22 protein-coding genes, 1 pseudogene and 1 riboswitch are annotated in these 22,274 nt (G+C 69.1%); of the genes and pseudogenes, 7 read left to right on the top strand and 16 right to left on the bottom strand.

All coding sequences use genetic code 11. The features are described from left to right. Positions 1–158: 158 nt before the first annotated feature. From ACN28I_RS09640 to ACN28I_RS09630, 3 genes are all read right to left on the bottom strand, one after another. A complete protein-coding gene (locus ACN28I_RS09640) occupies positions 159–608 on the bottom strand; it encodes a DUF2147 domain-containing protein (protein WP_420941776.1) in 450 nt (149 codons plus the stop codon). 131 nt (positions 609–739) lie between these two features. Next, the gene (locus ACN28I_RS09635) at positions 740–1,138 is read right to left on the bottom strand and encodes a DoxX family protein (protein ID WP_420941775.1); all 399 of its coding nucleotides are present in this window, start codon (positions 1,136–1,138) and stop codon (positions 740–742) included. A 78-nt stretch (positions 1,139–1,216) separates the two neighbouring features. Continuing rightward, complete coding sequence (locus tag ACN28I_RS09630) at positions 1,217–1,855, bottom strand: TetR/AcrR family transcriptional regulator (protein WP_420941774.1); 639 nt, start codon at positions 1,853–1,855, stop codon at positions 1,217–1,219. A 94-nt stretch (positions 1,856–1,949) separates the two neighbouring features. Between ACN28I_RS09630 and ACN28I_RS09625 the strand changes: the two are divergent. Beyond that, a pseudogene (locus ACN28I_RS09625) lies at positions 1,950–2,630 on the top strand (flavin-containing monooxygenase); the annotation flags it as partial. A 265-nt stretch (positions 2,631–2,895) separates the two neighbouring features. Beyond that, positions 2,896–3,528 carry a hypothetical protein gene (locus ACN28I_RS09620; protein ID WP_420948880.1) on the top strand — a complete coding sequence of 211 codons (633 nt, stop codon included), beginning with the start codon at positions 2,896–2,898 and terminating at the stop codon, positions 3,526–3,528. 45 nt (positions 3,529–3,573) lie between these two features. On the opposite strand, the gene ACN28I_RS09615 is transcribed toward ACN28I_RS09620, so the two are convergent. The 6 genes from ACN28I_RS09615 to ACN28I_RS09590 form a co-directional block, all read right to left on the bottom strand. Then, a complete protein-coding gene (locus ACN28I_RS09615; protein WP_420941773.1) occupies positions 3,574–3,939 on the bottom strand; it encodes a Rieske (2Fe-2S) protein in 366 nt (121 codons plus the stop codon). Further along, positions 3,936–4,949, bottom strand: a complete 1,014-nt coding sequence (locus ACN28I_RS09610) for a fumarylacetoacetate hydrolase family protein (protein ID WP_420941772.1) — start codon at positions 4,947–4,949, stop codon at positions 3,936–3,938. The genes ACN28I_RS09615 and ACN28I_RS09610 overlap by 4 nt, the downstream gene beginning before the upstream one ends. Continuing rightward, positions 4,946–6,259 carry a homogentisate 1,2-dioxygenase gene (hmgA, locus tag ACN28I_RS09605; RefSeq protein WP_420941771.1) on the bottom strand — a complete coding sequence of 438 codons (1,314 nt, stop codon included), beginning with the start codon at positions 6,257–6,259 and terminating at the stop codon, positions 4,946–4,948. The genes ACN28I_RS09610 and hmgA overlap by 4 nt, the downstream gene beginning before the upstream one ends. Positions 6,260–6,292: 33 nt before the next feature. Next, positions 6,293–7,366 (bottom strand): 4-hydroxyphenylpyruvate dioxygenase, encoded by a 1,074-nt coding sequence (gene hppD / locus ACN28I_RS09600; RefSeq protein WP_420941770.1) that lies wholly within the window; start codon positions 7,364–7,366, stop codon positions 6,293–6,295. 129 nt (positions 7,367–7,495) lie between these two features. Next, positions 7,496–7,963 (bottom strand): MarR family winged helix-turn-helix transcriptional regulator, encoded by a 468-nt coding sequence (locus ACN28I_RS09595; RefSeq protein WP_420941769.1) that lies wholly within the window; start codon positions 7,961–7,963, stop codon positions 7,496–7,498. A 20-nt stretch (positions 7,964–7,983) separates the two neighbouring features. Continuing rightward, positions 7,984–8,499: an OmpA family protein gene (locus tag ACN28I_RS09590; protein WP_420941768.1), complete on the bottom strand. Its 516-nt coding sequence runs from the start codon at positions 8,497–8,499 to the stop codon at positions 7,984–7,986. 309 nt (positions 8,500–8,808) lie between these two features. On the opposite strand from ACN28I_RS09590, the gene ACN28I_RS09585 reads away from it, so the two are divergent. The 3 genes from ACN28I_RS09585 to ACN28I_RS09575 are packed head-to-tail and all read left to right on the top strand — an operon-like array spanning position 8,809 to position 11,805. Then, a complete protein-coding gene (locus ACN28I_RS09585; protein ID WP_420941767.1) occupies positions 8,809–9,972 on the top strand; it encodes a protoglobin domain-containing protein in 1,164 nt (387 codons plus the stop codon). A gap of 7 nt (positions 9,973–9,979) precedes the next feature. Continuing rightward, complete coding sequence (locus ACN28I_RS09580; protein WP_420941766.1) at positions 9,980–10,702, top strand: response regulator; 723 nt, start codon at positions 9,980–9,982, stop codon at positions 10,700–10,702. Next, a complete protein-coding gene (locus ACN28I_RS09575) occupies positions 10,699–11,805 on the top strand; it encodes a sensor histidine kinase (protein WP_420941765.1) in 1,107 nt (368 codons plus the stop codon). Before ACN28I_RS09580 ends, ACN28I_RS09575 begins: the two co-directional genes overlap by 4 nt. Positions 11,806–11,820: 15 nt before the next feature. Here ACN28I_RS09575 and ACN28I_RS09570 read toward each other — a convergent pair whose 3' ends face one another. The 4 genes from ACN28I_RS09570 to ACN28I_RS09555 form a co-directional block, all read right to left on the bottom strand. Then, entirely contained in the window at positions 11,821–13,245 is a 1,425-nt protein-coding gene (locus ACN28I_RS09570; protein WP_420941764.1) for a sigma-54-dependent transcriptional regulator, read from the bottom strand. 76 nt (positions 13,246–13,321) lie between these two features. Continuing rightward, the gene (locus tag ACN28I_RS09565; RefSeq protein ID WP_420941763.1) at positions 13,322–13,864 is read right to left on the bottom strand and encodes an OsmC family protein; all 543 of its coding nucleotides are present in this window, start codon (positions 13,862–13,864) and stop codon (positions 13,322–13,324) included. A gap of 123 nt (positions 13,865–13,987) precedes the next feature. Beyond that, positions 13,988–15,331, bottom strand: a complete 1,344-nt coding sequence (locus ACN28I_RS09560) for a universal stress protein (protein WP_420941762.1) — start codon at positions 15,329–15,331, stop codon at positions 13,988–13,990. A 40-nt stretch (positions 15,332–15,371) separates the two neighbouring features. Further along, complete coding sequence (locus tag ACN28I_RS09555) at positions 15,372–15,788, bottom strand: CBS domain-containing protein (RefSeq protein WP_420941761.1); 417 nt, start codon at positions 15,786–15,788, stop codon at positions 15,372–15,374. A gap of 261 nt (positions 15,789–16,049) precedes the next feature. Next, positions 16,050–16,159, top strand: a riboswitch (TPP riboswitch). Between the two features lie 39 nt (positions 16,160–16,198). On the opposite strand from ACN28I_RS09555, the gene thiC reads away from it, so the two are divergent. Together thiC and ACN28I_RS09545 are read left to right on the top strand one after the other, a co-directional pair. Then, positions 16,199–18,085 (top strand): phosphomethylpyrimidine synthase ThiC, encoded by a 1,887-nt coding sequence (thiC, locus tag ACN28I_RS09550; RefSeq protein WP_420941760.1) that lies wholly within the window; start codon positions 16,199–16,201, stop codon positions 18,083–18,085. A 121-nt stretch (positions 18,086–18,206) separates the two neighbouring features. Next, on the top strand, positions 18,207–18,593 hold the full coding sequence (locus ACN28I_RS09545) for a DUF4870 domain-containing protein (RefSeq protein WP_420941759.1): 387 nt from the start codon (positions 18,207–18,209) through the stop codon (positions 18,591–18,593). A gap of 13 nt (positions 18,594–18,606) precedes the next feature. On the opposite strand, the gene moaA is transcribed toward ACN28I_RS09545, so the two are convergent. The 3 genes from moaA to thiO form a co-directional block, all read right to left on the bottom strand. Then, entirely contained in the window at positions 18,607–19,605 is a 999-nt protein-coding gene (moaA, locus tag ACN28I_RS09540; protein WP_420941758.1) for a GTP 3',8-cyclase MoaA, read from the bottom strand. Between the two features lie 57 nt (positions 19,606–19,662). Next, positions 19,663–21,003, bottom strand: a complete 1,341-nt coding sequence (locus ACN28I_RS09535) for an HD domain-containing phosphohydrolase (protein ID WP_420941757.1) — start codon at positions 21,001–21,003, stop codon at positions 19,663–19,665. A 111-nt stretch (positions 21,004–21,114) separates the two neighbouring features. Next, on the bottom strand, positions 21,115–22,224 hold the full coding sequence (gene thiO, locus ACN28I_RS09530; protein WP_420941756.1) for a glycine oxidase ThiO: 1,110 nt from the start codon (positions 22,222–22,224) through the stop codon (positions 21,115–21,117). Between the last annotated feature and the right edge of the window lie 50 nt (positions 22,225–22,274).

Genomic DNA, 22,274 nt, shown 5'->3' with positions numbered 1-22,274 from the left:
GTCTGTCATCCGGACCTCCTCATGGGACGCTTGCCGGCACGCGATCGTGGTGCGCTTGAACGGCCCGTGCCAGACCAGCGGGTCCGCGGCGTACCGCTCCCCGACGGCCGGGTTGCGTGACAACGTGGTCACGTCCGTCGCGGAGCGGTCCGGTCCACCTACTCGGCGCGGACCCAGTGCTGGGTGCGCCCAATCAGTGCGATGCCGATGAAGCCGCGGACCTTCAGCTTCTTGCCGCCGTCCTCGACGGCGATCTTGCACTTGTAGGTCTTGCCATTGGCCGGATCGAGGATCGTGCCGCCCGACCACTCATTGCCGTCCTTCTTGAGGTCGCGCAGGATGACCATCCCCGTGATGGGCTGGTTCTTCAGCGCCCCCTCGCACTTGTCGCAGGCCGGATTCTGCTCCTCGTTGGGCTCGCGGAAGAGCTTCTCGATCTTCCCGAAGAGCTTGCCGCCCTCTTCGTAGATGACGATGACGGACTTGGGCTTCTTCGTCTCGTCGTCAATGGTGGTCCAGCGCCCCACCGCGCTCGGCGCCTGGGCCAGGGCGCTCGTGGCGAACAGCAGGGTCAGCGTGGCCAGTCCCAACCAACGGGTTGCAGTCATTTCGAGGTCCTCAGGCGCTGGGAGTCACATGCCGCGAGGGGCCGTGCGCCGCGGTAACGTCCCCTCCGCGTTCCATCCGCACTCAGCGGCTGAGCCTACCCCCAGAGCAAGAAGTACCCAAAGCCCTCCTTCTATCTCTTCGCGCCCCGGCGCGCGGCATCGACGCTCCAGATGCCCGAGCCGTGCACGGAGATGTAGAGGAACACGAAGCAGTAGAGCGCGGCGAGCTCGCCATTGTTCACGATGGGGAGGATGTTCCCGGCGGGAAACACGTGTCCCATGAAGAAGGCGACCGCCATGGTGCCGCTCGCCAGGAAGGCCGCGGGTCCGGCGAACAGCCCGATCAGGATGAGCACACCGCACACGAACTCGATACCTCCGGCGCCGTAGACGATGAACGGAGGCGCCCCGGGAGGCGTGCCACCGAACATGCCGAAGAGTTTCTGCATCCCGTGCAGCGAGAACATGAATCCGCTCATGATCCGGAACAGGGCATAGATGCGTTCAGCGTGGGGCTTCAGGAATCTCATGGCTTCTCCTCTTCGTGCATTGGCGCACGACACGCGCAGAGCTGACACCAAGATGGATAGAAGCCGTCCAGGAAATCTTCACGCTCCGGCGGTCCAGCCCTGGCCCCTGAGCACGAGGCACAGGCGCATGGCGGCGTCGACCACCTCGTGAATCGGTTGCGAGTAGCCGCTGGCGATCCAACTCAAGGCGATGTGGATGACACCGCCCATCACGCCCGCGCGCAGCAGCGGTTCGGCCGCCGCGCGGCTTTCCCCCTGGGGGTCGATCGTCCGCGCGAGCAGGTCCCCGAGTGCACGCAGGGACGCTTCGAGGGCCTGGTCGACCGCGGGACTGACGCCCGAGATCTCCACGAGGAACACCCGCGCCGACTGGGGATGGGCCTTGAGCGCCTCGTAATAGGCGCTGAGCATCGCGCGGGCCCGCTCGATGGGTCCGTCCGGGGCCCCGGCCACCGCCTTCTCCAGCTCGCCGAGGAGGAAGTGCATCACGGCCTGGAACGAAGCCACGAGCAGTTCCTCACTGTTGGAGAACGACTCGTAGAAGTAGCGCTCGGTCAGCCCGGCCGCCTCGCAGACGGCCTTCACGGTCGCGTTGCGATAGCCCTGCTCGCCGTAGACCTGGATGGCCGCCCGGAGGAACTGCTCGCGCCGCTGGGCTCGCCGCTCCTCTGCGGAGGAGCCGCGGTAGCGCCGGTTGGCCACGGGGGAGGGGGGCATGTTGCTCCTATTGACATGAACAATTGTCAGATGCAAATTGACAACGTGCGGTGTCAATTATGTCCATGACTTCGGTGCACGGGAGAGCGCATCCATGACTGACCGGGCGGCACACGTCGAACACGCCTCTGGCAGCTCGGCCGCGAGGCCGGAAACCCCGGTGGAGCACCACGACGTGCTCATCGTCGGCGCGGGCCTGTCCGGCATCGGCGCGGCGTATCACCTGCAGGCCAACTGTCCGGGCAGGACCTACGTGCTCCTCGAGGGGCGCGAGGCGATCGGCGGGACGTGGGATCTGTTCCGCTATCCGGGCATCCGCTCGGACTCGGACATGTACACGCTGGGCTACTCGTTCCGGCCGTGGACCGATCCGAAGGCGATCGCCGACGGGCCGTCCATCCTGCGCTACGTGCGGGAGACGGCGAGCGAGTATGGGATCGACCGGCACATCCGCTTCCGCCACCACGTCAAACGGGCTTCCTGGTCCTCCGAGCACGCTCGCTGGACGGTCGAGGCCGAGCGCGGGCCCGACAAGGAGCTCGTCCGCTTCACCTGCAACTTCCTGCTGATGTGCAGCGGGTACTACAACTACGCCGAGGGCTACCGGCCCGAGTTCCCCGGTGAGGCGCGCTTCCAGGGCACCCTCATCCATCCGCAGTTCTGGCCGGAGAAGCTGGACTACGCGAACAAGCGCGTCGTGGTGATCGGCAGCGGCGCGACCGCCGTCACCCTCGTGCCCGAGATGGCGAAGATGGCCGCGCACGTCACCATGCTGCAGCGCTCGCCGACCTATGTCGTCTCGCGCCCGGCCGAGGATCGGCTCGCCAATGGGTTGCGCCGCATCCTGCCGTCGATGCTCGCCTATGGGATCACCCGGTGGAAGAACGTGCTGCTCAGCATGTTCTTCTACAAGCTGGCGCGGAAGATGCCCGAGCGGGTGAAGGCGTTCCTCGTCGACCAGGTGCGCGCGCAGCTCGGTCCCGGCCACGACGTCGCGCACTTCACGCCGAGCTACAAGCCGTGGGACCAGCGCGTTCTGCATGGTCCCCGACGCCGACCTGTTCGACGCCATCAAGCAGGGCCGCGCCTCGGTGGTCACCGATCACATCGAGACGTTCACGGAGAAGGGCATCCAGCTCGCCTCCGGCCAGGAACTGGAGGCGGACATCATCGTGACCGCCACGGGGCTCAAGTTGCAGCTCCTGAGCGATGTCGTGTTCAGCATCGATGGCGAGCGGCGCGACCTGGCGAAGAGCCTCAGCTACAAGGGCATGATGTTCAGCGACGTGCCGAATCTCGCCTACTCGTTCGGCTACACCAACGCGTCGTGGACTCTGAAGGCGGACCTCACCTGCGAATACGTCTGCCGGCTGCTCAACCACATGGCGCGGCACGGCGAGACGACCTGCATGCCGCGCCGCGACCCCTCGGTCGAGGAGCTGCCGCTGCTCGACTTCTCGTCGGGCTATGTCCTGCGGGCGCTCGACGTGATGCCGAAGCAGGGCTCGAAGCATCCGTGGCGGCTGTACCAGAACTACGCGCTGGATCTGTTCATGCTGCGCTTCGGCAAGGTCGACGATGGCACGATGGCGTTCTCCCGCGCGCCGAAGCCGGCGTTATCGAGCGGCCAGGAACCCCCGCGCGACGCGACGTCGTCGCGCGAGGCCGCCTGACGCTCCTTTCAGGGCTGGAAGCGGGGCGGTGGAGTCCGGCCCGTGTCAGGCCGTGCGCACCACGCCGTGCTCGACCGTGACGGGCCAGGGCGTCAGCCGTTGGCCAGCACACGGGCCACCGACGCACACCCCATCGTCCAACCGGAAGAGTGCCCCATGCCAGGAGCAGGAGATCAGCCGGGCATCGGGCGTCAGATAGCTGTCGAGCTTCTGCGCGAGCGGCAGTCCCTGATGCGGGCAGCGGTCCACGTAGCCCCGGACCTGCTCGCCGGTGCGCACCAGGAAGCCGTGGAAGTAAGCGTCATCGATCTGCAGGACGAAGTTGCGCGCCCCGGGGTCCGCCAGGGCGTCGAGCGTACAGAGCGCGACGCCCGCGGGGGTCTCGAAGACGCGCGTCCGCTCCGGGTTCATCGGCGTGGAGCCGCGACGGTCTGCTCGATCGCGCCGAAGAGGGAGCGGCCCGCCTCGTCCTGCATCTCGATGCGCACGCGGTCCCCGTGGCGGAGGAAGGGCGTCTTGGGCGCCCCGGCCAGGAGGGTCTCGACGGTCCGCACCTCGGCGATACAGGAGTAGCCGAGCCCGCCATCCCGGATGGGCTTCCCCGGCCCACCATCCGCGTCGCGGTTCGACACGGTGCCCGAGCCGATGATGGTGCCCGCGCAGAGGTCGCGCGTCTTCGCGGCGTGGGCCACGAGGGTGCCGAAGTCGAACGTCATGTCGACGCCCGCGTCCGCGCGCCCGAAGGGCTCCCCGTTCAACGAGACGCGCAGCGCCCCGTGCAGCTTGCCCTCGCGCCACGCGCCACCGAGCGCGTCCGGCGTGATGGCCACGGGCGAGAACGAGGAGGCCGGCTTGGATTGGAAGAACCCGAACCCCTTGGCCAACTCCCCCGGGATGAGGTTCCGGAGCGACACGTCGTTGACCAGCATGACGAGCCGGATCGCCTTCAGCGCCTCTTCGCGCGTCGCGCCCTGCCGCACGTCTCCGGTGATGACCGCGACCTCGCCCTCGAGATCGCAGCCCCAGCTCTCGTCCGCGAGGGGAATGGGTTCACGCGGGGCGAGGAAGCCGTCCGAGCCGCCCTGGTACATGAGCGGGTCCGTCCAGAAGCTCTCGGGCATCTCCGCCTTGCGCGCCTTGCGCACGAGCGCCACGTGGTTCACGTACGCCGAGCCGTCCGCCCACTGGTAGGCGCGGGGCAGGGGAGAGGCGCATTCCGCCTCGGAGAACGGGCTCCTCGGCCCATCGCCCCGGTTCAGAGCCGCCGCGAGGGTGCGGAGCGGCCCTTCGCAGCGGTCCCACTCGTCGAGGGCCCGCTGCAAGGTCGGTGCGATCGCCGTGGCGTCCGCGTACCAGGCCAGGTCATCCGAGACGACGGCCAGACGGCCATCACGTCCTGACTTCAGTGAGGCGAGCTTCACCGCTTCGTCTCCGAGCCCGTTCCGGGCAGGCGTGCCTTGGGGAAGTTCGACCAGCAGGCGTCGTAGTCACGCTGCAGGGCGGGGGTCTCCATCGCGAAGCGCGTCGGAGAGATCACCTGGCGGGTCTCGAACATGAACGCCAGCGTGTCGGCGATCTTGTGCGGCGCGAGGTTGACGGACACCGCGCGCTCGTAGGTCTCACGGTCGGGGCCGTGGCCGCTCATGCAGTTGTGCAGCGACGCGCCGCCCGGCATGAAGCCCTCGGCCTTCGCGTCGTACGCACCGTGCACGAGCCCCATGAACTCGCTCATGATGTTGCGGTGGAACCACGGCGGCCGGAAGGTGTTCTCGGCCACCATCCACCGCGGCGGGAAGATGACGAAGTCGCAGTTGGCCACCCCGGGGCTCTCGCTCGGCGAGGTGAGTACCGTGAAGATCGACGGATCCGGGTGATCGAAGCTCACCGTTCCGATCGTGTTGAAGCGCGACAGGTCGTACTTGTACGGCGCCAGGTTGCCGTGCCACGCCACGACGTCGAGCGGCGAGTGGTCGAGCTCGGCGGCCCACAGGCGGCCCTGGAACTTCTGCACCACGCGCGTCGGGCGGTCCACGTCCTCGTAGGCGGCCACCGGCGTGAGGAAGTCGCGCGGGTTGGCGAGCCCGTTCGCGCCGATGGGCCCGAGTTCGGGGAGCCGGAAGTGCGCCCCGTAGTTCTCGCAGAGGTACCCGGAGGCCTCGCCGTCGGGCAGCTCGGCGCGGAAGCGTACCCCGCGCGGCACGATGCCGGCCTCGCCCGGCGCGAGCCCGAGCACGCCCATCTCGGTGACCAGCCGCAGCCGCCCCGACTGCGGGACGATCAGCAGCTCTCCGTCGGCGTTGTAGAAGACGGTGTCGGTCATCGACCGGTTGGCGACGTACTGGTGGATCCCCACGCCCGTGCCGTGCGACGGCGAGCCGTTCCCACCGAAGGTGACCAGCCCCTCGATGAAGTCGGTGGGCTGGGCCGGACGCGGGAGCGGGTTCCAGCGCAGGCGGTTGGGTGTGGCGGGCGCCTCGTTGAAGGGCCCGCTGCGCAGCAGGCCCTCCGGGAGCGGACGAAAGGGCCCATGGCTCGAGCTGGGGCGCAGCCGGTAGAGCCAGCTCCGGCGGTTCTCCCGCCGGGGCGCGGTGAACGCCGTGCCCGAGAGCTGCTCGGCATACAGCCCGTAGGGCACACGCTGCGGAGAGTTCTGCCCCTCCGGAAGCGCACCCGCAACGGCCTCGGTCGCGAATTCGTTACCGAAGCCCGACATGTATCCATCCATCGCCATGTGTCCTCCGCGAGGTTCCGCGCTACGGGATGACTACTTCCGGGTCTCGACCTTGATGACGCCGCGCCGGATCTGATCGAGCTCGATGGACTCGAACAGCGCCTGGAAGTTCCCGTTGCCGAACCCCTCGTTGCCCTTGCGCTGGATGACCTCGAAGAAGATGGGCCCGAAGAGGTTCTCGGTGAAGATCTGCAGCAGGAAGCCCTCGGACTTGCTGCCGTCGATGAGGATGCGGTTGTGCTTCATCCGCGCCAGGTCCTCGCCGTGGCCCGGCACCCGCTTGTCCACCAGCTCGTAGTAGGTCTCGATGGTGTCCTGGAAGATGACGCCGCGCTCGCGCAGCTTCTCCACCGTCGTGTAGATGTCCGGGGTGGTCAGCGCCAGGTGCTGGATGCCCTCGCCGTTGTACTGGCGGATGAACTCCTCGATCTGCGACTTCTCGTCCTGGCTCTCGTTGAGCGGGATGCGGATGGCCTGGTCCGGGGCGATCATCGCCTGCGAGAACAGGCCGGTCGCCTGGCCCTTGATGTCGAAGTACTTCTGCTCGGTGAACCCGAACACCCGGTTGTAGAAGGTGGACCAGGTGCGCATCTCGCCGCGGCGCACGTTGTGCGTGAGGTGATCGAGGATGTCGAGGCCGACGCTGTTCTTCTTCTCGGCCTCCTCGGCCCCGGGAATCTGGCGCCAGCCGTCATACAGCGAGCCCTTCGCCCCGTGGCGGTCCACGAGATAGAGCAGGCTGCCCCCGATGCCCTGGAGGACATATCCGTCGGCGCCCAGCGTGCCGGACGCCGGGTCCGCCGGACGCGCGCCCCGCTCGATCGCCAGCTCGTAGGCCTTCTTCGCGTCCGCCACCCGGAACGCCATGCCGTTGGCCGAGGGGCCATGCAGCTTGCGGAACTCGGCGGCCTGCCCGGTGGGCTCCCGGTTCACGAGCAGGTTGATGCCCCCCTGCTTGTAGCGGATGACGTCCTTCGTCGGGTGCATCGACCAGGCCGTGAAGCCCAGCCGCTCGATGAGCTCGATCATCTTGCCGGGCTCCGGCGAGGTGAACTCGACGAACTCGAAACCATTCAACCCGAGGGTGTTCTCCGCCACGTTGCTCATGAGCCGGTCTCCTCCGTCTAGCTGCCGAGATAGTAACATCTGAAACAGTAACATCTGAAACCAAGTACGCAAGCGAGCAGGGGGGCGCCTGTCGGGCGGTGGATGCCGCGAGGGGGGAGACGCGGTGCGTCAGCGACGGGAGAGGACGCGCTCGGCGGCCGTTTCCAGGCGGCGGAGCACGTCCTGGAGCTCGGAGATCTCCCGCTCGCTGAGCCCCTGGAGGACCTCCGCCTCGAGCTCGAGCGCCGCGGGCATGACGCGGGTGTAGAGCTTCTGCCCCTCGGCCGTGAGCGAGAGGCGGAGGGAGCGGCCATCCTCGGTGTTCGTCACGCGGCGCAGCAGCTTGCGCCGCTCGAGCACCTGAGCGGCGCGGCTCACCGTCACCTTGTCCATCTTCGTGCGGCCGACGATTTCCTGCTGGGTGAGCTCGCCGTCCTGCGCCACCACGGCGATGACGCGCCACTCGTGCGTCTTGAGGCCGAAGTGCTCCTCGTAGGCCCGGGCGATGACCTGGCTCACCGCGTTGGAGGCCAGGGACAGCCGGTACGGCAGGAACTCGTCGAGCTTGTGATGAGGGGAGCGCGCCACGGTCGTCACGGATTGTACAACACGCCGGCTCAGAGCCGGACCTGGATCTCGTAGCGCCGGTTCTTCGCCTTCTTGGCCGCCGTGTTGTCCGGCTTCACCAGGAGCTGCTCCGAGCCGCGGCCCACGGCGATGATCTCCCCGCGCGGCACGCCCCGGGCGACGAGCTCCTTGACGATGACCTCGGCGCGCTTCTCGCTGAGCTGCTTGTTCTTGGCCGCGTCGCCGCTCGAGTCGGTGTGCCCGGAGACCTCGAACTTGTAGTTCTTCACCCCGCCGGCATCGAGCTGCTTCTTCGCCTCGACGAGGGCGTTGGTGAGGTTGCGGAGCTTCTTGTCGCAGCCGGGCTCGAGCACGTCGGTGCCCGACTTGAAGCTGCACTGGTTCTTGCGGGCGTCCTCCATCAGCTTCGCGTTGACGCGCTTCTCGATGGCGGCCTTGCCCGCGTTACCCGCCGACTGCTTGAGCTGGTCGAACGGGCTCTGGGCGGACGTGGCCGTGGGAATCGCGAGCAGGGACAGGGCAATGCACAGCGCCTTCAGCTTCATGGGGTTCTCTCCGGGTCTGGACTGCGACGGCCGCCCAGGCTGCCCGGGGAGGGCGCGTGGATCCAGCCTCGCGTGTGCAAAAGCTGCGCGCTGTCCCGTCCTTCCGCACGGGTTGCGCTCCACCAGGAACACGCCAAGGCGGTTCCCATGGCGTGCTTCTTGCCTTGTGAGAGCTTCGCGGCCGAGCGCTTCCGCCCGCTTGCCCGGGGGAGCGGCCGCCCTGCTTCCCACCGGGTTGATTTCCATGCAGGGGAGGAGGGTTCAACCGGTGTTTCCCAGCTTGGGGCGCGCTAGAACGTTCACCTACGAATGGCTGAGACCTTGTTCGAGGAGTTGAAGAGATACGTAGGCTTCGGGGTGGAGGACGAGCAGGCGCTCCGTTCCCTGCACGAGCTGGCCCGGAACGAGTTCCCGGCCATCTCGGTGATCTTCTACGACCGCATCCTGCAGCACGAAGGCGCGCGCAGCGCCCTGGCCGGTGAGAGCCAGGTGGGCCACCTCAAGGTGACGCTGGTGGCCTGGATGGAGCAGCTTCTGCGCGGGCCCTGGGATGAGGACTACTACCTGACGCGCTGCCGCATCGGCCGCATGCACGTGCGCATCGCGCTGCCCCAGCACTACATGTTCGGCGCGATGAACGTCCTGCGGCAGGAGCTCAACCGCATCATCGACGAGCGCTATGCCCAGCAGCTCGCGCTGCTGCGCGCCGCGCGGGTGGCGCTCGGGAAGATCCTCGATATCGAGCTGGCCATCATGCTGCACACGTACCGCGAGGATCTGCTCGCCCAGCAGGCGCGCAGCGAGCGGCTGTCCACCTTCGGCCAGCTCGTGGGCTCCATCGGGCACGAGCTGCGCAATCCTCTGGGTGTCATCGAGACGTCGCTCTTCATCCTCAAGGGCCGGCCCCTGGCCACCGACGAGCGCGCCACCAAGCACCTGGATCGCATTGGCGAGCAGGTGACGCTGGCCAACCGGATCGTCACGGACCTGCTGGACATGATCCGCGACCGGCCGCTCAAGCGCGAGCCCCTGCGGCTCGACGAGGTGTGGAAGGACGCGCTCACCTCGGTGCCCGCGCCCGAGGGGGTGTCCATCCGCGCCGAGGGCCTGGAGGGACTCCCCACGCTCGCGGGTGACCCCGGGCAGATGCGCCAGGTCTTCGTCAACCTGCTGGAGAACGCCGTGCAGGCCGTGGGGAACACGGGCACGGTGACGCTGGAGGCCTCGGCGGGTCCGGACAAGGTGGAGCTCGTCCTGGAGGACTCGGGGCCCGGTGTCAGCGACATCATCCGGCGCCGGATCTTCGAGCCGTTGATGACCACCAAGGCACGGGGCATCGGCCTGGGGCTGCCGCTCGTCAAGCGCATCCTCGAGCGGCACGGGGGCTCCATTGCCTATGCTCCTCGCGAGGGCCGGGGCGCGCGCTTCGTGCTCCGGCTCCCTTCTCTTTCCTCCCCTCCCTCTTCGATGTAGCGATGCCATGAGGAAATACCTGCTGCTGGATGACAACGAGGCCTTCGCGGAGAACCTCGCGGAGATCCTCCGCGACGGAGGAGACGAGGCCACGGTGGTGACGGAGGGCGCACGGGCCCTGGAGCTGGCGCGCTCCCAGTGCTTCGACGTGCTCCTCACCGACATGAAGATGCCCGGCATGAGCGGGGCCGCGGCGGTGCATCGGATCCGCCAGGTGGACCCGGGGCTCGCCGCCGTGGTCATCACCGCCTACCCGGGGGAGGATGACCTGGAGACGGCCCGGCGCGAGGGGCTGCTCGCGGTGCTGCCCAAGCCCGTGCCCATCCCCACGCTCGTGTCGCTGCTGTCCGAGGCGCGCCGGGATGGACTGGTGGTGCTCGTCGAGGATGACCTGGCCCTCAGCGACAACCTCACCGAGGTGCTGCGCTCGCGCGGCTTCTCGTGCGTCACCGCCCGCTCGGTGCTGGACACGGAGCAGTTGGCCTCGGTGCGGCCCTTCGCGGCGCTGGTGGACCTGCGGCTGCCGGGGGGCCCGGATGGGGAGGCGCTGCGCCGGCTGCGGGCACGCTTCCCGCATCTGCCGGTGTTCGTGATGACGGCCTACCCGGAGATGCTTCCTTCGGCGGCCATGCCGGAGCACACGGACGTCTTCTCCAAACCCTTCGATACGGCCGTGTTGCTGGATGTGCTGGATCGCGTCCACGCCTCGCGCCCGCAGAGGTCCTCATGAGCCTCTCCCACTCCAAGCGTCCCCGCGTGCTCGTCATCGACGACAACGCGGCCTTCCTCGACAACCTCCAGGAGTTGCTCGGCGACGCGGGCTACGAGGTACACGGGGCGAGCAGTTGCCGCGAGGCCCGCGAGCGAGTCCGGGAGGGCTTCGACGTGGCGCTGGTGGACCTGCGGCTGCCGGACGGGGACGGGACGGCGCTCGCCCGCGAGCTGAAGGAGAAGGTGCCCGAGTCCGAGGTGGTGCTGCTCACCGGGTTCGCCACGCTGGAGACGGCCGTGGCGGCGGTGCGCGCGGGGGCCTGCGCCTACCTGATGAAGCCCTGCGCGCCCAACGAGCTGCTCCTCACGCTGGAGCAGGCCATGCGCCAGGTGCGCCTGCAGGAGGAGAAGCGCGAGCTGGCGCGCCGGGCCCAGGTGACGGAGAAGCTCGCCGCGGTGGGCACCATGACGGCCGGGCTCTCGCATGAGATCCGCAATCCGCTCAACGCGGCGGCCCTGCAGTTGTCGGTGTTGGAGCGGCGGATCCGCCGGCTCTCCGAGGAGCAGCAACCCCATCTGCTGGAGCCGCTGCTGCTGGTGCGTGATGAGATCCGCCGGTTGGATCACATCCTCGAGGACTTCCTCCAGTTCGCGCGGCCGCGCGAGTTCCGCCCGGATCCGGTGGAGGTGAGCCAGTTGCTGCGGCGCGTGGTGGATCTCCTGAGCGGCCAGGCGGAAGCGCGCCGGGTGCGGCTGCTGCTCGAGGGGGACGGGGGCGAGTCGGTGCCGCCCGTCCAGGGAGAGGAGGAGCGGTTGCGCCAGGTGCTCATCAACCTGGCCCTCAACGCGCTGGAGGCCACGCCGGCCGACGGGCTCGTCCGGGTCTCCGCGGCGCGCGAGGGCGACCGGGTGTTGATCCTCGTGGACGACTCGGGGCCGGGCATTCCGCCGGAGATCCGCGACCGGCTCTTCGAGCCCTTCTTCACCACCAAGGCCTCGGGGTCCGGCCTGGGCCTGTCCATCGTCCACGCCATCGTGACGCAGCACGGCGGCACGCTGGAGGTGGGCAGCTCCCCGGAGGGTGGGGCGCGCTTCCTCCTGCGCCTGCCCCTGGCCCGTTGATCCCCGCCCGGCGGGCTACTCCGAGGCGGAGCCGGTCTCCGGGCTCTCCTCGTCGGTGTCGTTGTCCGGCGAGGGCTTGCCGGTCGCGCCCGTGCCGTACTCCTTCAGCCGGTACTGCACCTTGCGCACGCTGATGCCGAGGATCTCCGCGGCCCGCGTGGTGGAGCCCTGCACCATCTCCAGCGTGCGGAGGATGGCCTCGCGCTCGATCTGCGCCAGCGTGGCTCCCGGAATCAGGGAGGAAGGGGAGGATCCGGTGGGCCGGGGCCCCCGCAGCACGGGCGGCAGGTCATCCGTGGTCAGCTCGTTGCCCGCGGCCAGCACCACCGCGCGCTCGATGGCGTTCTCCAGCTCGCGGATGTTGCCCGGCCAGTCGTAGGACAGCAGCGCCTGCAGTGTGCCCGGCGCCAGCCCCCGCACGTCCTTGCCGTACGCGTCGCTGTACTTCTCCAGGAAGTGGCTCACCAGCGCGGGGATGTCGCTCTTGCGCTCGCGCAGGGACGGCAACGTCACCGCCACCACGTTGAGCCGGTAGTACAGGTCCTCGCGGAACCGGCCCGCCTTCACCTCGGCCACCAGATCGCGGTGGGTGGCCGCGACGATGCGCACGTCCACCTTCAGCGACTGCGTGCCGCCCACGCGCTCGAACTCGCGCTGTTGCAGCACGCGCAGCAGCTTCACCTGCACCGCCGGGGCGATCTCTCCGATTTCATCCAGGAAGAGGGTGCCGCCGTCGGCCAGCTCGAAGCGGCCCTCCTTGCGGGCCACCGCGCCGGTGAAGGCGCCCTTCTCGTGGCCGAACAGCTCGCTCTCCAGCAGGCCCTCGGAGAGCGCGGCGCAGTGTACCTTGACGAAGGGCTTGTCGCGCCGCTGCGACTCCTGGTGGATGGCCTGGGCGATCAGCTCCTTGCCCGTGCCGGACTCGCCGAGGATGAGCACCGTGGCGCGGGTGGACGCCGCCCGCCGCACCACGTCGTAGATGGCCTGGAGCTGGGGCGCCTCGCCGATGATGTTGTGGAAGCGCGTGCGCTGGCGCACCTGCTCGCGCAGGCTCTCCGCCTCGCGCTTCAGCTCCCGCTTCTCCAGCGCCTTGCCCAACACCACCAGCACGGCGTTGGCGTCCAGCGGCTTGACCAGGTAGTTCTCGGCGCCGGCGCGCATGGCCTCCACCGCCGTCTCCACGCTGGCGAAGGCCGTCATCACGATGAACGTGGCGTCCGAGCCCTGCTCCCGCGCCTTCTGCAGGAAGGTGAGCCCGTCCATCTTCGGCATGCGCACATCCGTCAGCACGACGGCGGGTGAGAAGTCGGACAGACGGGCGAGCCCCTCCTCCCCATTGGCGGCCTCGGCGACTTCATAGCCCTCCTCACCGAGGATGGTGGCGATGGCGCGGCGGGCATTGCCCTCGTCGTCGACGACCAGGATGCGTTGAGCGGACATGGTGTGGACCGTAACAAGCAAGCGCCCCCAAGGGGCGGATTCCTACACGGTGAGCAACCATGCCCCGCACGTCACGTCAAGGTTCATGACCGGATGCCCGTTCCCCCTCCCACCACCGCCAGGTCTGCCGGTGGCGGCGATCCTCCTCCAGCGCCGCCACGTGGTGCTCGTCCCAGGTGTCGATGATGGGTTCGATCCGGGGGGTGAGCCTCAGCATGGAGCTGGGGAAACACCGCTCCGGGAGCGCCTCGAAGATGCCCCGCACGAGCGCCGCTTCCTGTTCTCCCCGGACGGCCACGTGGGGGCGGACGATCAGGTCCGTGTAGTGGGGAAGCCCGTCCGGCCCGTCCACCCGCCGGGCCACGGCGGAGCTCTGGTAGAAAAGAACCTCCACACCCAGGGCACGCGCCTGCTCCATGAAGGCCAAAAGGGTTCTCCCCTCCACGGCCCCCACCAGCAGGGTCTCGGGGTTCCAGGGCCCCTCGCTCCAGGGCGCCTCCAGGCCGTCAGGCTGCTCCCCCAGGGGGATGGCGGAGGCACGATCCCCGGAGAGCCGCGCGCCACATCCGCGCTGCCATTGAAGCCGCGTCTCGAACTCGGTGATGGCAACGTAGGTCACAGCACACCTCCCGGAGGTCGTTCACCCGGGATGAAACCTTCAATGTGCGTGCCGGGAATTCATGGGCCTGGGAAGCCAAGCCTTTTCCCGAGCATCGGAACGGGAGCCCGGATGCCCGCCTGCTCACGCCGGACGGACGAGCAACACCGGCCTGCTGCTGCTCTGGAGCACCTCCTGGGCCACCGAGCCGAGCAGTGCCTTGGTCAGCCCCGAGCGCCCATGGGTGGCCAGGCAGATGACGTCGCAATTCAATCGCTCCGCCGCCTGGGTGACGGCCTCGGACACCTTCCGGCCGTGGACCACCTCCACCCGCGTGGAGATGCCGCGGACGGCCGCCTCGGGCGGGATGAGCCCTCGCAGCACCTCGGCGAGGCGATCCTTCTCGGGGGTGTGCACCGGGGGGGAGCCCTGCGGCGCGAGGTACTGCGCGTAGAGCGGGGGCGTGCCGCCTACGGGCTCCAGCACGTGCAGCAGGTAGACGGCGCCGCCGGCCGGAACGATGGAGTAGGCGTGGCGGATGGCGCTGATGCCCACGTCGGAGAGATCCGTGGGGGCGAGCACCCGGCGCACCTCGGGGATGGTGAGCGTGGACACCGCGCTGGCCGGTACGCACAGCACGGAGACGGGCGCATCGTGGACGATGCGCTGCGACACCGAGCCGTACCACCACTTGCTCGCGCCGGTGCGCTGGTGGGTGCCCACCACGATGAGGTCCGCTTCCTCCTTGCGCGCCAGCGCCACCAGCGATTCCGCGGGCCGACTCATGCCGGGATCCAGGTGCACCCAGACGGCCCCGGTGCCGGGCATGTCGCCCAGGCGGGCCGTCAGGTCGCGCCGCAGCGCCTCCTCCACCTCGGGCGTCACCTCGGACTCGGGGGAGAGGGGCACGCCGTAGCGCACGTGGGCATCCGCGCCCCAGTAGTGATGGGCGGCCACCACCTCGCAGCTCCCGAGCGAGCGCAGCTTGCGCACCCAGGCCACCGCCGCATCGGAGGGCGGGGAGAAGTCCAGGCCCAGCAGGACGCGCAGGCTGCGCTCCCCGCGGGCCCAGGCCGCCAGGGGGTCCGGCGCGCGCAGGACGAGCACCGGACAACGGGCCGCCTGCACCACGCGCTCCGTCACGTTGCCGATGCGCCAGCGCGGCGCCCGCTGCCCATGGTGGGACACGATGATGAGCGAGGCGTGGACGACGGCCGCATGCTCGACGAGCACCTCGTCCGGGGCGCCCTCCCGCAGGTGGACCTCCACCCGGAGGTCCTCGGTGCGCAGCTCGGCGGCCAGGGCTTCCAGGCGGGAGAGCAGCTCGCTTCGCAACGTCTCATCGCTCGAGGCACTGCGCCCGGCGCTGCCGTACTCGGTGACGTGCACCAGGTGGAGCACGTCACCGGTCCTGCGGGCGAGCACCGCCGCCGCCCGGGCCGCGGTCATCGCCCGCTCCGAGAAATCCGTTCCGAAGACGATCGACATGGTGCTCCCCCTGGCCCTTCTCAGGCCGTTGTGGCGCGGCTCAGGCTTCGTACTCGGCCGCGAGGCTGCGGCGATCCATGTCCTCGATGAGGTGCTGGGCGAAGCGGACCATGTCCGCCTCGGTGAGGATGCCGACGAGCGTTCCGTCCGCCCCCACCACGGGCAGGCAGCCGAACTTGTTGTCCAGCATCAGCTTCACCGCCTCGCGGGTGGACGTGTCCGCCTGCACCGTCTTCACGTCGCGCACCATCACGTCCGAGGCCCACAGCGGCTGCTGAACCGGATCCGCCCCCCGGCTCTTCGCCGCGGCCTTCAGCAAATCCCGGTGGGTGACGAGCCCGACGAGCTTGCCCCCACGCACCACGGGCAGGTGCCGGATGCGATGCAAGCGGAGCAGCTCCTCGGCCATGGCCAGGTTCTGGGTCTCGGTGATGGTGACCAGGCTGCTGCGGGTCATCAGCTCTCCAACGGTCTGCATAGACGTGGCTCCGGTCCTTATGAATCGTGGGTCTTGAAAGAAGCTATTGCAGGATCTGCTCCAGGGCGTGCTCTTTCGGTAGCCCGCCACGTTGGCTGCCCCAGGCGGGGCTGTCCGGCGCAACGATTTCGTCCGGGGGAGGGCCTTCCGCAGAGAATGCGCCCCCGGTTGTCCGCTTCCTGGAGGACAGGGGGCCCTGCGGGCGGTTGATACCCGGCCGCCCGGTGCGCTACACCCTCGCCCAGTCGCTAGGGGTGCCCCCGATCAAGGGGCTGAGACGGCCGTGGCGCGGCCAACCCTTGGAACCTGAACCGGTTCGTACCGGCGGAGGGAAGCGGCGGGCGCCCCACGCCTCGCCTATGCCCTCTCGTGCATGTGAGGAGAGTGACGTGAGCGGAGCCTCGAAGAGCCTCAAGGTGGATGGCAAGGTGCTGGAGGGCATTACCCAGGGGCCCCTGCCGGCCTCGCGCAAGGTGTACGTGCCCGGCGTGCTGCACCCGGACGTCCGCGTGCCCATGCGGGAGATCAGCCAGACGCCCACCCGGCATGGTCATGGGCCGGACGCGCAGGTGACGCCCAACCCCTCCATCTTCGTCTACGACCCGAGCGGCCCGTACACGGACCCCGGCGCCTCCATCGATCTGCGCGCGGGCCTGCCCGCGGTGCGCTCCGAGTGGATCCGCCACCGCGGGGACGTGGAGGAGCTGGCCGGCATCACCTCCGAGTATGGCCGCGCCCGTGAGGCGGATCCGCGCCTGGCCGGGCTGCGTTTCGGCCACCGCCGCAAGCCGCTGGTGGCGAAGCCGGGGGCCAACGTCACCCAGTTGCACTACGCGCGCAAGGGCATCGTCACGCCCGAGATGGAGTACGTGGCCATCCGCGAGAACCTCAAGCGCGAGGCCGCGGCCGCCGAGCTGTCCCGGCAGCACCCGGGCAACGCCTGGGGCGCGGCCATTCCCCGGGAGATCACCCCCGAGTTCGTCCGGGACGAGGTGGCGCGCGGCCGGGCCATCATCCCGGCCAACATCAACCACCCGGAGCTGGAGCCGATGATCATCGGCCGCAACTTCCTGGTGAAGATCAACGCCAACCTGGGCAACTCGGCCGTCACGTCCTCCATCGAGGAGGAAGTGGAGAAGATGGTCTGGTCCATCCGCTGGGGCGCGGACACGGTGATGGACCTGTCCACCGGCCGCAACATCCACGAGACGCGCGAGTGGATCCTCCGTAACGCCCCGGTGCCCATCGGCACGGTGCCCATCTACCAGGCGCTGGAGAAGGTGGGCGGCAAGGCCGAGGAGCTCACCTGGGACATCTACCGCGACACCCTCATCGAGCAGTGTGAGCAGGGCGTGGACTACTTCACCATCCACGCGGGCGTGCTGCTGCGCTACATCCCGCTCACGGCGAAGCGGATGACGGGCATCGTCAGCCGCGGCGGCTCCATCCTGGCCAAGTGGTGCCTGGCCCACCACCAGGAGAACTTCCTCTACACGCACTTCGAGGAGATCTGCGAGATCCTCAAGGCGTACGACGTCAGCTTCAGCCTGGGGGACGGGCTGCGGCCGGGCTCCATCGCGGACGCCAACGACGCGGCGCAGTTCGGCGAGCTGGAGACGCTCGGCGAGCTGACGAAGATCGCCTGGAAGCACGACGTGCAGGTGATGATCGAGGGCCCGGGCCACGTCCCCATGCACCTCATCCAGGAGAACATGACGAAGCAGCTCGCGGTGTGCCACGAGGCGCCCTTCTACACGCTGGGGCCCCTCACCATGGACATCGCCCCGGGGTACGATCATTTCACCAGCGGCATCGGCGCGGCGATGATCGGCTGGTTCGGCACGGCGATGCTCTGCTACGTCACGCCCAAGGAGCACCTGGGCCTGCCCAACCGGGATGACGTGAAGGAGGGCGTCATCACCTACAAGATCGCCGCCCACGCGGCGGACCTCGCCAAGGGGCACCCGGGCGCTCAAATCCGCGACAACGCCCTGTCCAAGGCCCGCTTCGAGTTCCGCTGGGAGGATCAGTTCAACCTCTCGTTGGATCCCGAGCGCGCCCGCGCCTTCCACGACGAGACGCTGCCCGCCGAGGGCGCCAAGGTGGCCCACTTCTGCTCCATGTGCGGCCCGCAGTTCTGCTCCATGAAGATCACCCAGGACGTGCGCGACTACGCGGCGAAGGTCGGGGTGGGGGAGGAGCAGAAGGCCCTGGAGGCCGGCATGGCCGAGAAGAGCGAGGAGTTCAAGAAGGCCGGCGGGGAGCTCTACCGCTGACCTCGGAGCGCCCGGGATGACCTGCCGGGTCATTCCGGGTGACCTGCCGGGTTCGCTGTTTCGTGACTTTTCCCTCGGGCTGGCGGAAGATGTCTCCCGTCAGCACACGAGGGGTGCCTCCATGGAAACTCAGCAGCAGATCGGCTCGTTCATCACCGGCTCCCCGGAGCCGACGGCAAACGAGAAGCTCTGGGGCGCGATCGCCCACGTGAGCCCCGTGTTGCTGTCGGCCCTGGGCCCCCTGCTCGTCATGCTCCTCAAGGGCAACCAGTCCGTCTGGGTGGAGCGGCATGCGAAGGAGGCCCTCAACTTCCAGCTCACGGTGCTGGCCGCCGCCGCCGTGCTGATGGTCGCGGGCCTGCTCCTGTTCTGCTTCGGGGGTTTCCTGCTCTGGAAGCTGCTGGCACCCCTGTGGCTGGTGGGCACCGTGGTGTCCGTCTACGCGGGCATCAAGGCCCACGAAGGGGCGCTGTACCGCTACCCGTTCAACGTCCGGCTGGTGAAGTAGCGCCGCTCGCGGCTCAGCCGCCGATCCCCATCATCGACAGCAGGGCGGTACCGGCACCGGGCTCGGTGAAGCGGTGGCCGTCCGGCTTCTCGCCGAGGGCGCCGCGGATGGCCAGGGCGAGCTCCTCGTCCGTGGCTCCCCCGCGGATGAGCGCGTGCAGCGGCGCCTGGGCCCGTCCGCCGAGGCAGCTTCGCAGGTCTCCGTTGGAGGCCACGCGCACGCGGTTGCAGCCGCCGCAGAAGTTCTGGGAGAGGGGAGAGATGAAGCCCACCCGTCCCTGGGGCGCGCGCCAGTACTGCGCCGGGCCCGAGGCGGGGCCACTCGGCTCCTCATCCGGCACCAGCGGGAGGCCTCCGGCCTGGAGCCGCTCCACCAGTTGCGCGGTGGGCACCGGGGTGCCCTGGCCGAAGGGCATCAGCTCGATGAAGCGCGGGGTGATGCCCCGGGCGTGGGCGTAGGCGATGATCGCCGCCACCTCGGTGTCGTTCACCCCGCTCATGACGACGGCGTTGAGCTTCAGCGAGGCGTAGCCCGCGCCCACCGCCGCGTCGATGCCGCGCAGGGTGGAGGCGAAGTCCCCCTGCTTGGAGATGCGCCGGAAGGTGTCCTCGGAGAGGGTGTCCAGGCTGATGTTGAGCTGGGAGACACCCGCCTCGCGCAGGGGCACGGCCAGGCGCTCCAGGTGGCTGGCGTTGGTGGTGATGGCCAGCCACTCCACCCCGGAAACGGCGGCGATCCGCTGGGCCACCTCGAGGATGTCCGGGCGGATGAGGGGCTCGCCCCCGGTGAGCCGCACCCGGCGGATGCCCAGGCGCGCGAAGACGGAGACGATGCGCTCGAACTCCGCGGGCGTCAGCAGGTCCTTCTTCCCACCCCAGCTCGCCGGCGAGCAGTACGCGCAGCGGAAGTTGCACCGGTCCGTCACGGACAGGCGCAGGTAGGTCATGGTCCTCCCCTGGGCGTCCTGCAGCGGCGGGGTCAGGGGATCCCTGTGGGGAAGAGGGGCGGTCATGAGGAGGGCTCGACTATTAACCGACGAGCCCTCGTCTGGCATCCCCTCAAATGAGCCTCAGTCGCGTGTATTACCCTGGCGGCCCCCGGCGAGGACCGAGAGGACGACCGATTGCTCCGGACGGCTGGCCGTGGAGGCGGCTCCCACCGCGGGGGCGGGAGCAGGCGTGGCGGCGGCCGGGCTGGCGGCGCCGCGAGGGGCCGGACCCGTTCCGGGCGCCGGGTTCCCTGGGCCGGGGATGCTCTGGTCGATGTCGTCCAGGTCATCGGTCAGCCGGGCGAGCGTGGCCTCGGCCTCCTGGGCCTGCGCCTCGGCCTGCACCAGCGTCAGCTTCCGCAGGTGCATGTCCTCCTTGATCTTGATGAGCGCCTGCTCACCGATGTCGAGGAAGGCCCGGACCACGTCGCGATCGAACTGCGTGCCGGCGCAGCGGGTGATCTCCGCGATGGCGTTGGCGAAGGTGGTGCCCTTGCGGTAGGGCCGGTCGCTCGTCATCGCGTCCAGGGTGTCCGCCACGGCGAAGATGCGCGCGCCGATGTGGATCTCCTGGCCCCGGAGGTTGCGCGGGTAGCCCTGCCCATCCCAGCGCTCCTGGTGCGACAGCACGATCTGCGCCGGCGTGGCCAGGAAGGGGATGTTCTGGATCATCTGGAAGCCGATGTCCGGATGCTTGCGCATCTCCTGCCACTCCTCGGGCGTGAGCTTGCCCGGCTTGAGCAGCACGGCGTCCGGCACGCCAATCTTGCCGATGTCGTGCAGCAGGGCGCCGCGGCCGATCTCTTCCAGCTCCTGGCCCTTGATGCCCATGCGCTCGGCGACGGCGCTCGTGTAGCGCACCACGCGCTGCGAGTGGTCCGACGTCTCGTGCTCGCGCGCGTCCAGCGCCGCCACCAGCGCCAGCAGCGTGGACTGGTAGGTGTGGGCGATGTCGCGCAGCGCGTTGCGCAGCTCGGTGGTGCGATCCCGCACCTTGCGCTCCAGCTTCTTCTGGTAGCGCTTGCGAGCCAGCTCGATGCGGCGCTTGGCGAGCGCCCGCTCGATGGCGCGGATGAGATCCGTGAGCTTGGGCGGCTTGAGGAGGTAGTCGACAGCGCCCCGGCGCAGGCAGTCCACGGCGGACTCGGTGTCGCCGTAGCCGGTGAGCATGATGACGGAGGTGTCCGGATAGCGCTCACGCAGCTGCTCGAGCAGCCACAGGCCATCCTTGCCCGGCATCTTCATGTCGCTGATGACCAGCGGCGTCTCTTCCTGACTGGCGATGTCCAGGGCCATTTCAGCGCCACTGGCCACCACGCAGTTGTATCCCTCCTCCCTGAGGAGGACGGAGATGACGTCGCGCACAGAATCGTCGTCGTCGACGATCAGAATCCGGGGAGGTACGGGAGGAATGGCTTCCACAGGGAACGATTCTAGGAGGATCGGGCCGCGGAAGGCCAACCCGACGCGGTTTTTCGACTTTCCCGGCTGCTCGGCCGGGTGGTCCGGGGGGTGGAATGTCTCCCCGGCGGCTCAGCGGCGGGGGAAGCGATCGAAACGGAACGGTGTGAGGTCCAAGGATGGGGACTCCCCGAGGACAGCCTGGGCCATGAGCCGGGCGGTGATGGGGGCCAGGAGGATGCCGTTGCGGAAGTGGCCCGTGGCCAGGAAGAGGCCGGGCAGGGGTCCGGCCCCCAGGATGGGCAGGTGGTCGTCGGTGTAGGGCCGCAGGCCCGCCCAGGTCTCCTGGACCGGGGCCGAGGCCAGGGCCGGGCAGAGTTCCATGGCCAGGGCGAGGATCCGGTGGAGGCCCTCGGCGGTGACGTGCTTCTCGAAGCCGGCGAACTCCAGGGTGCTCCCGGCGAGCACCCGGCCATCGGCCCGGGGGATGAGGTAGCCCTTGTCGGAGAAGACGACGTGGGAGAAGAGCGGCAGCCGGGTCTGCAACTGCACCATCTGTCCCCGGGCCGGGCGCACCACGCGGGGATCCACCGAGACGCCCTGTACCAGGCCGGACCAGGAGCCGGCGGCGATCACCACGGCGTCCGCGCGCAGGGTCTCCCCATCGATATCCACCCCCACCACGCGGCCGTGCTCCTCCACCACCCCACGCACGTAGCCGGTGCGGAAGCTGGCGCCCACCCTGGCGGCGGCCATGGTGAGGGCCCGCGTGAGCAGCCGGTTGTCCACCTGATGGTCATCCGGGAACCGGGCCGCGGCCATCACCTGGGGGGAGAGCTGGGGCTCCAGGGCGTGGACCTCGGCGGGGCCGAGCAGCTCCGCGCGCAGATCCAGGGCACGCTGCCACTCCACGGTGGCCTTCAGGCGTTGGGCTCCGGCCTCGTCGAAGGCCAGGTGCAGCAGGCCGCCAGGCAGGTAGTTCACATTGACGCCCGTGAGGGCCAGCAGCTCCGCGGCGAACTCCGGATAGAGGGCCCGGCTGCGCAGGCACAGCTCGAGGAAGGGCCCGGGGCCCTCGGACTCCATCTGGGGCGCGAGGATGCCTCCGGCCGCGCTGGAGGCCTCGGCCCCGGGAATGGCGCGCTCCAGCACCGTCACCCGCGCGCCGGCCTGGCGCAGCCTCAGGGCGATGCCACAGCCCATCACCCCGCCACCCACGATGATCACGTTGGCGTCACGCATCGCCGCCGCTTGTGCTCGGTCCGGGTGGGGTTTGCAAGCGGGGTTTTCTA

This window comes from Archangium gephyra (assembly GCF_049060025.1).
GTDB lineage: Bacteria > Myxococcota > Myxococcia > Myxococcales > Myxococcaceae > Archangium > Archangium gephyra_A.
The sequence above is the reverse complement of the archived record's forward strand: the minus strand, read 5'-3'. Positions and strand labels throughout refer to the sequence as shown.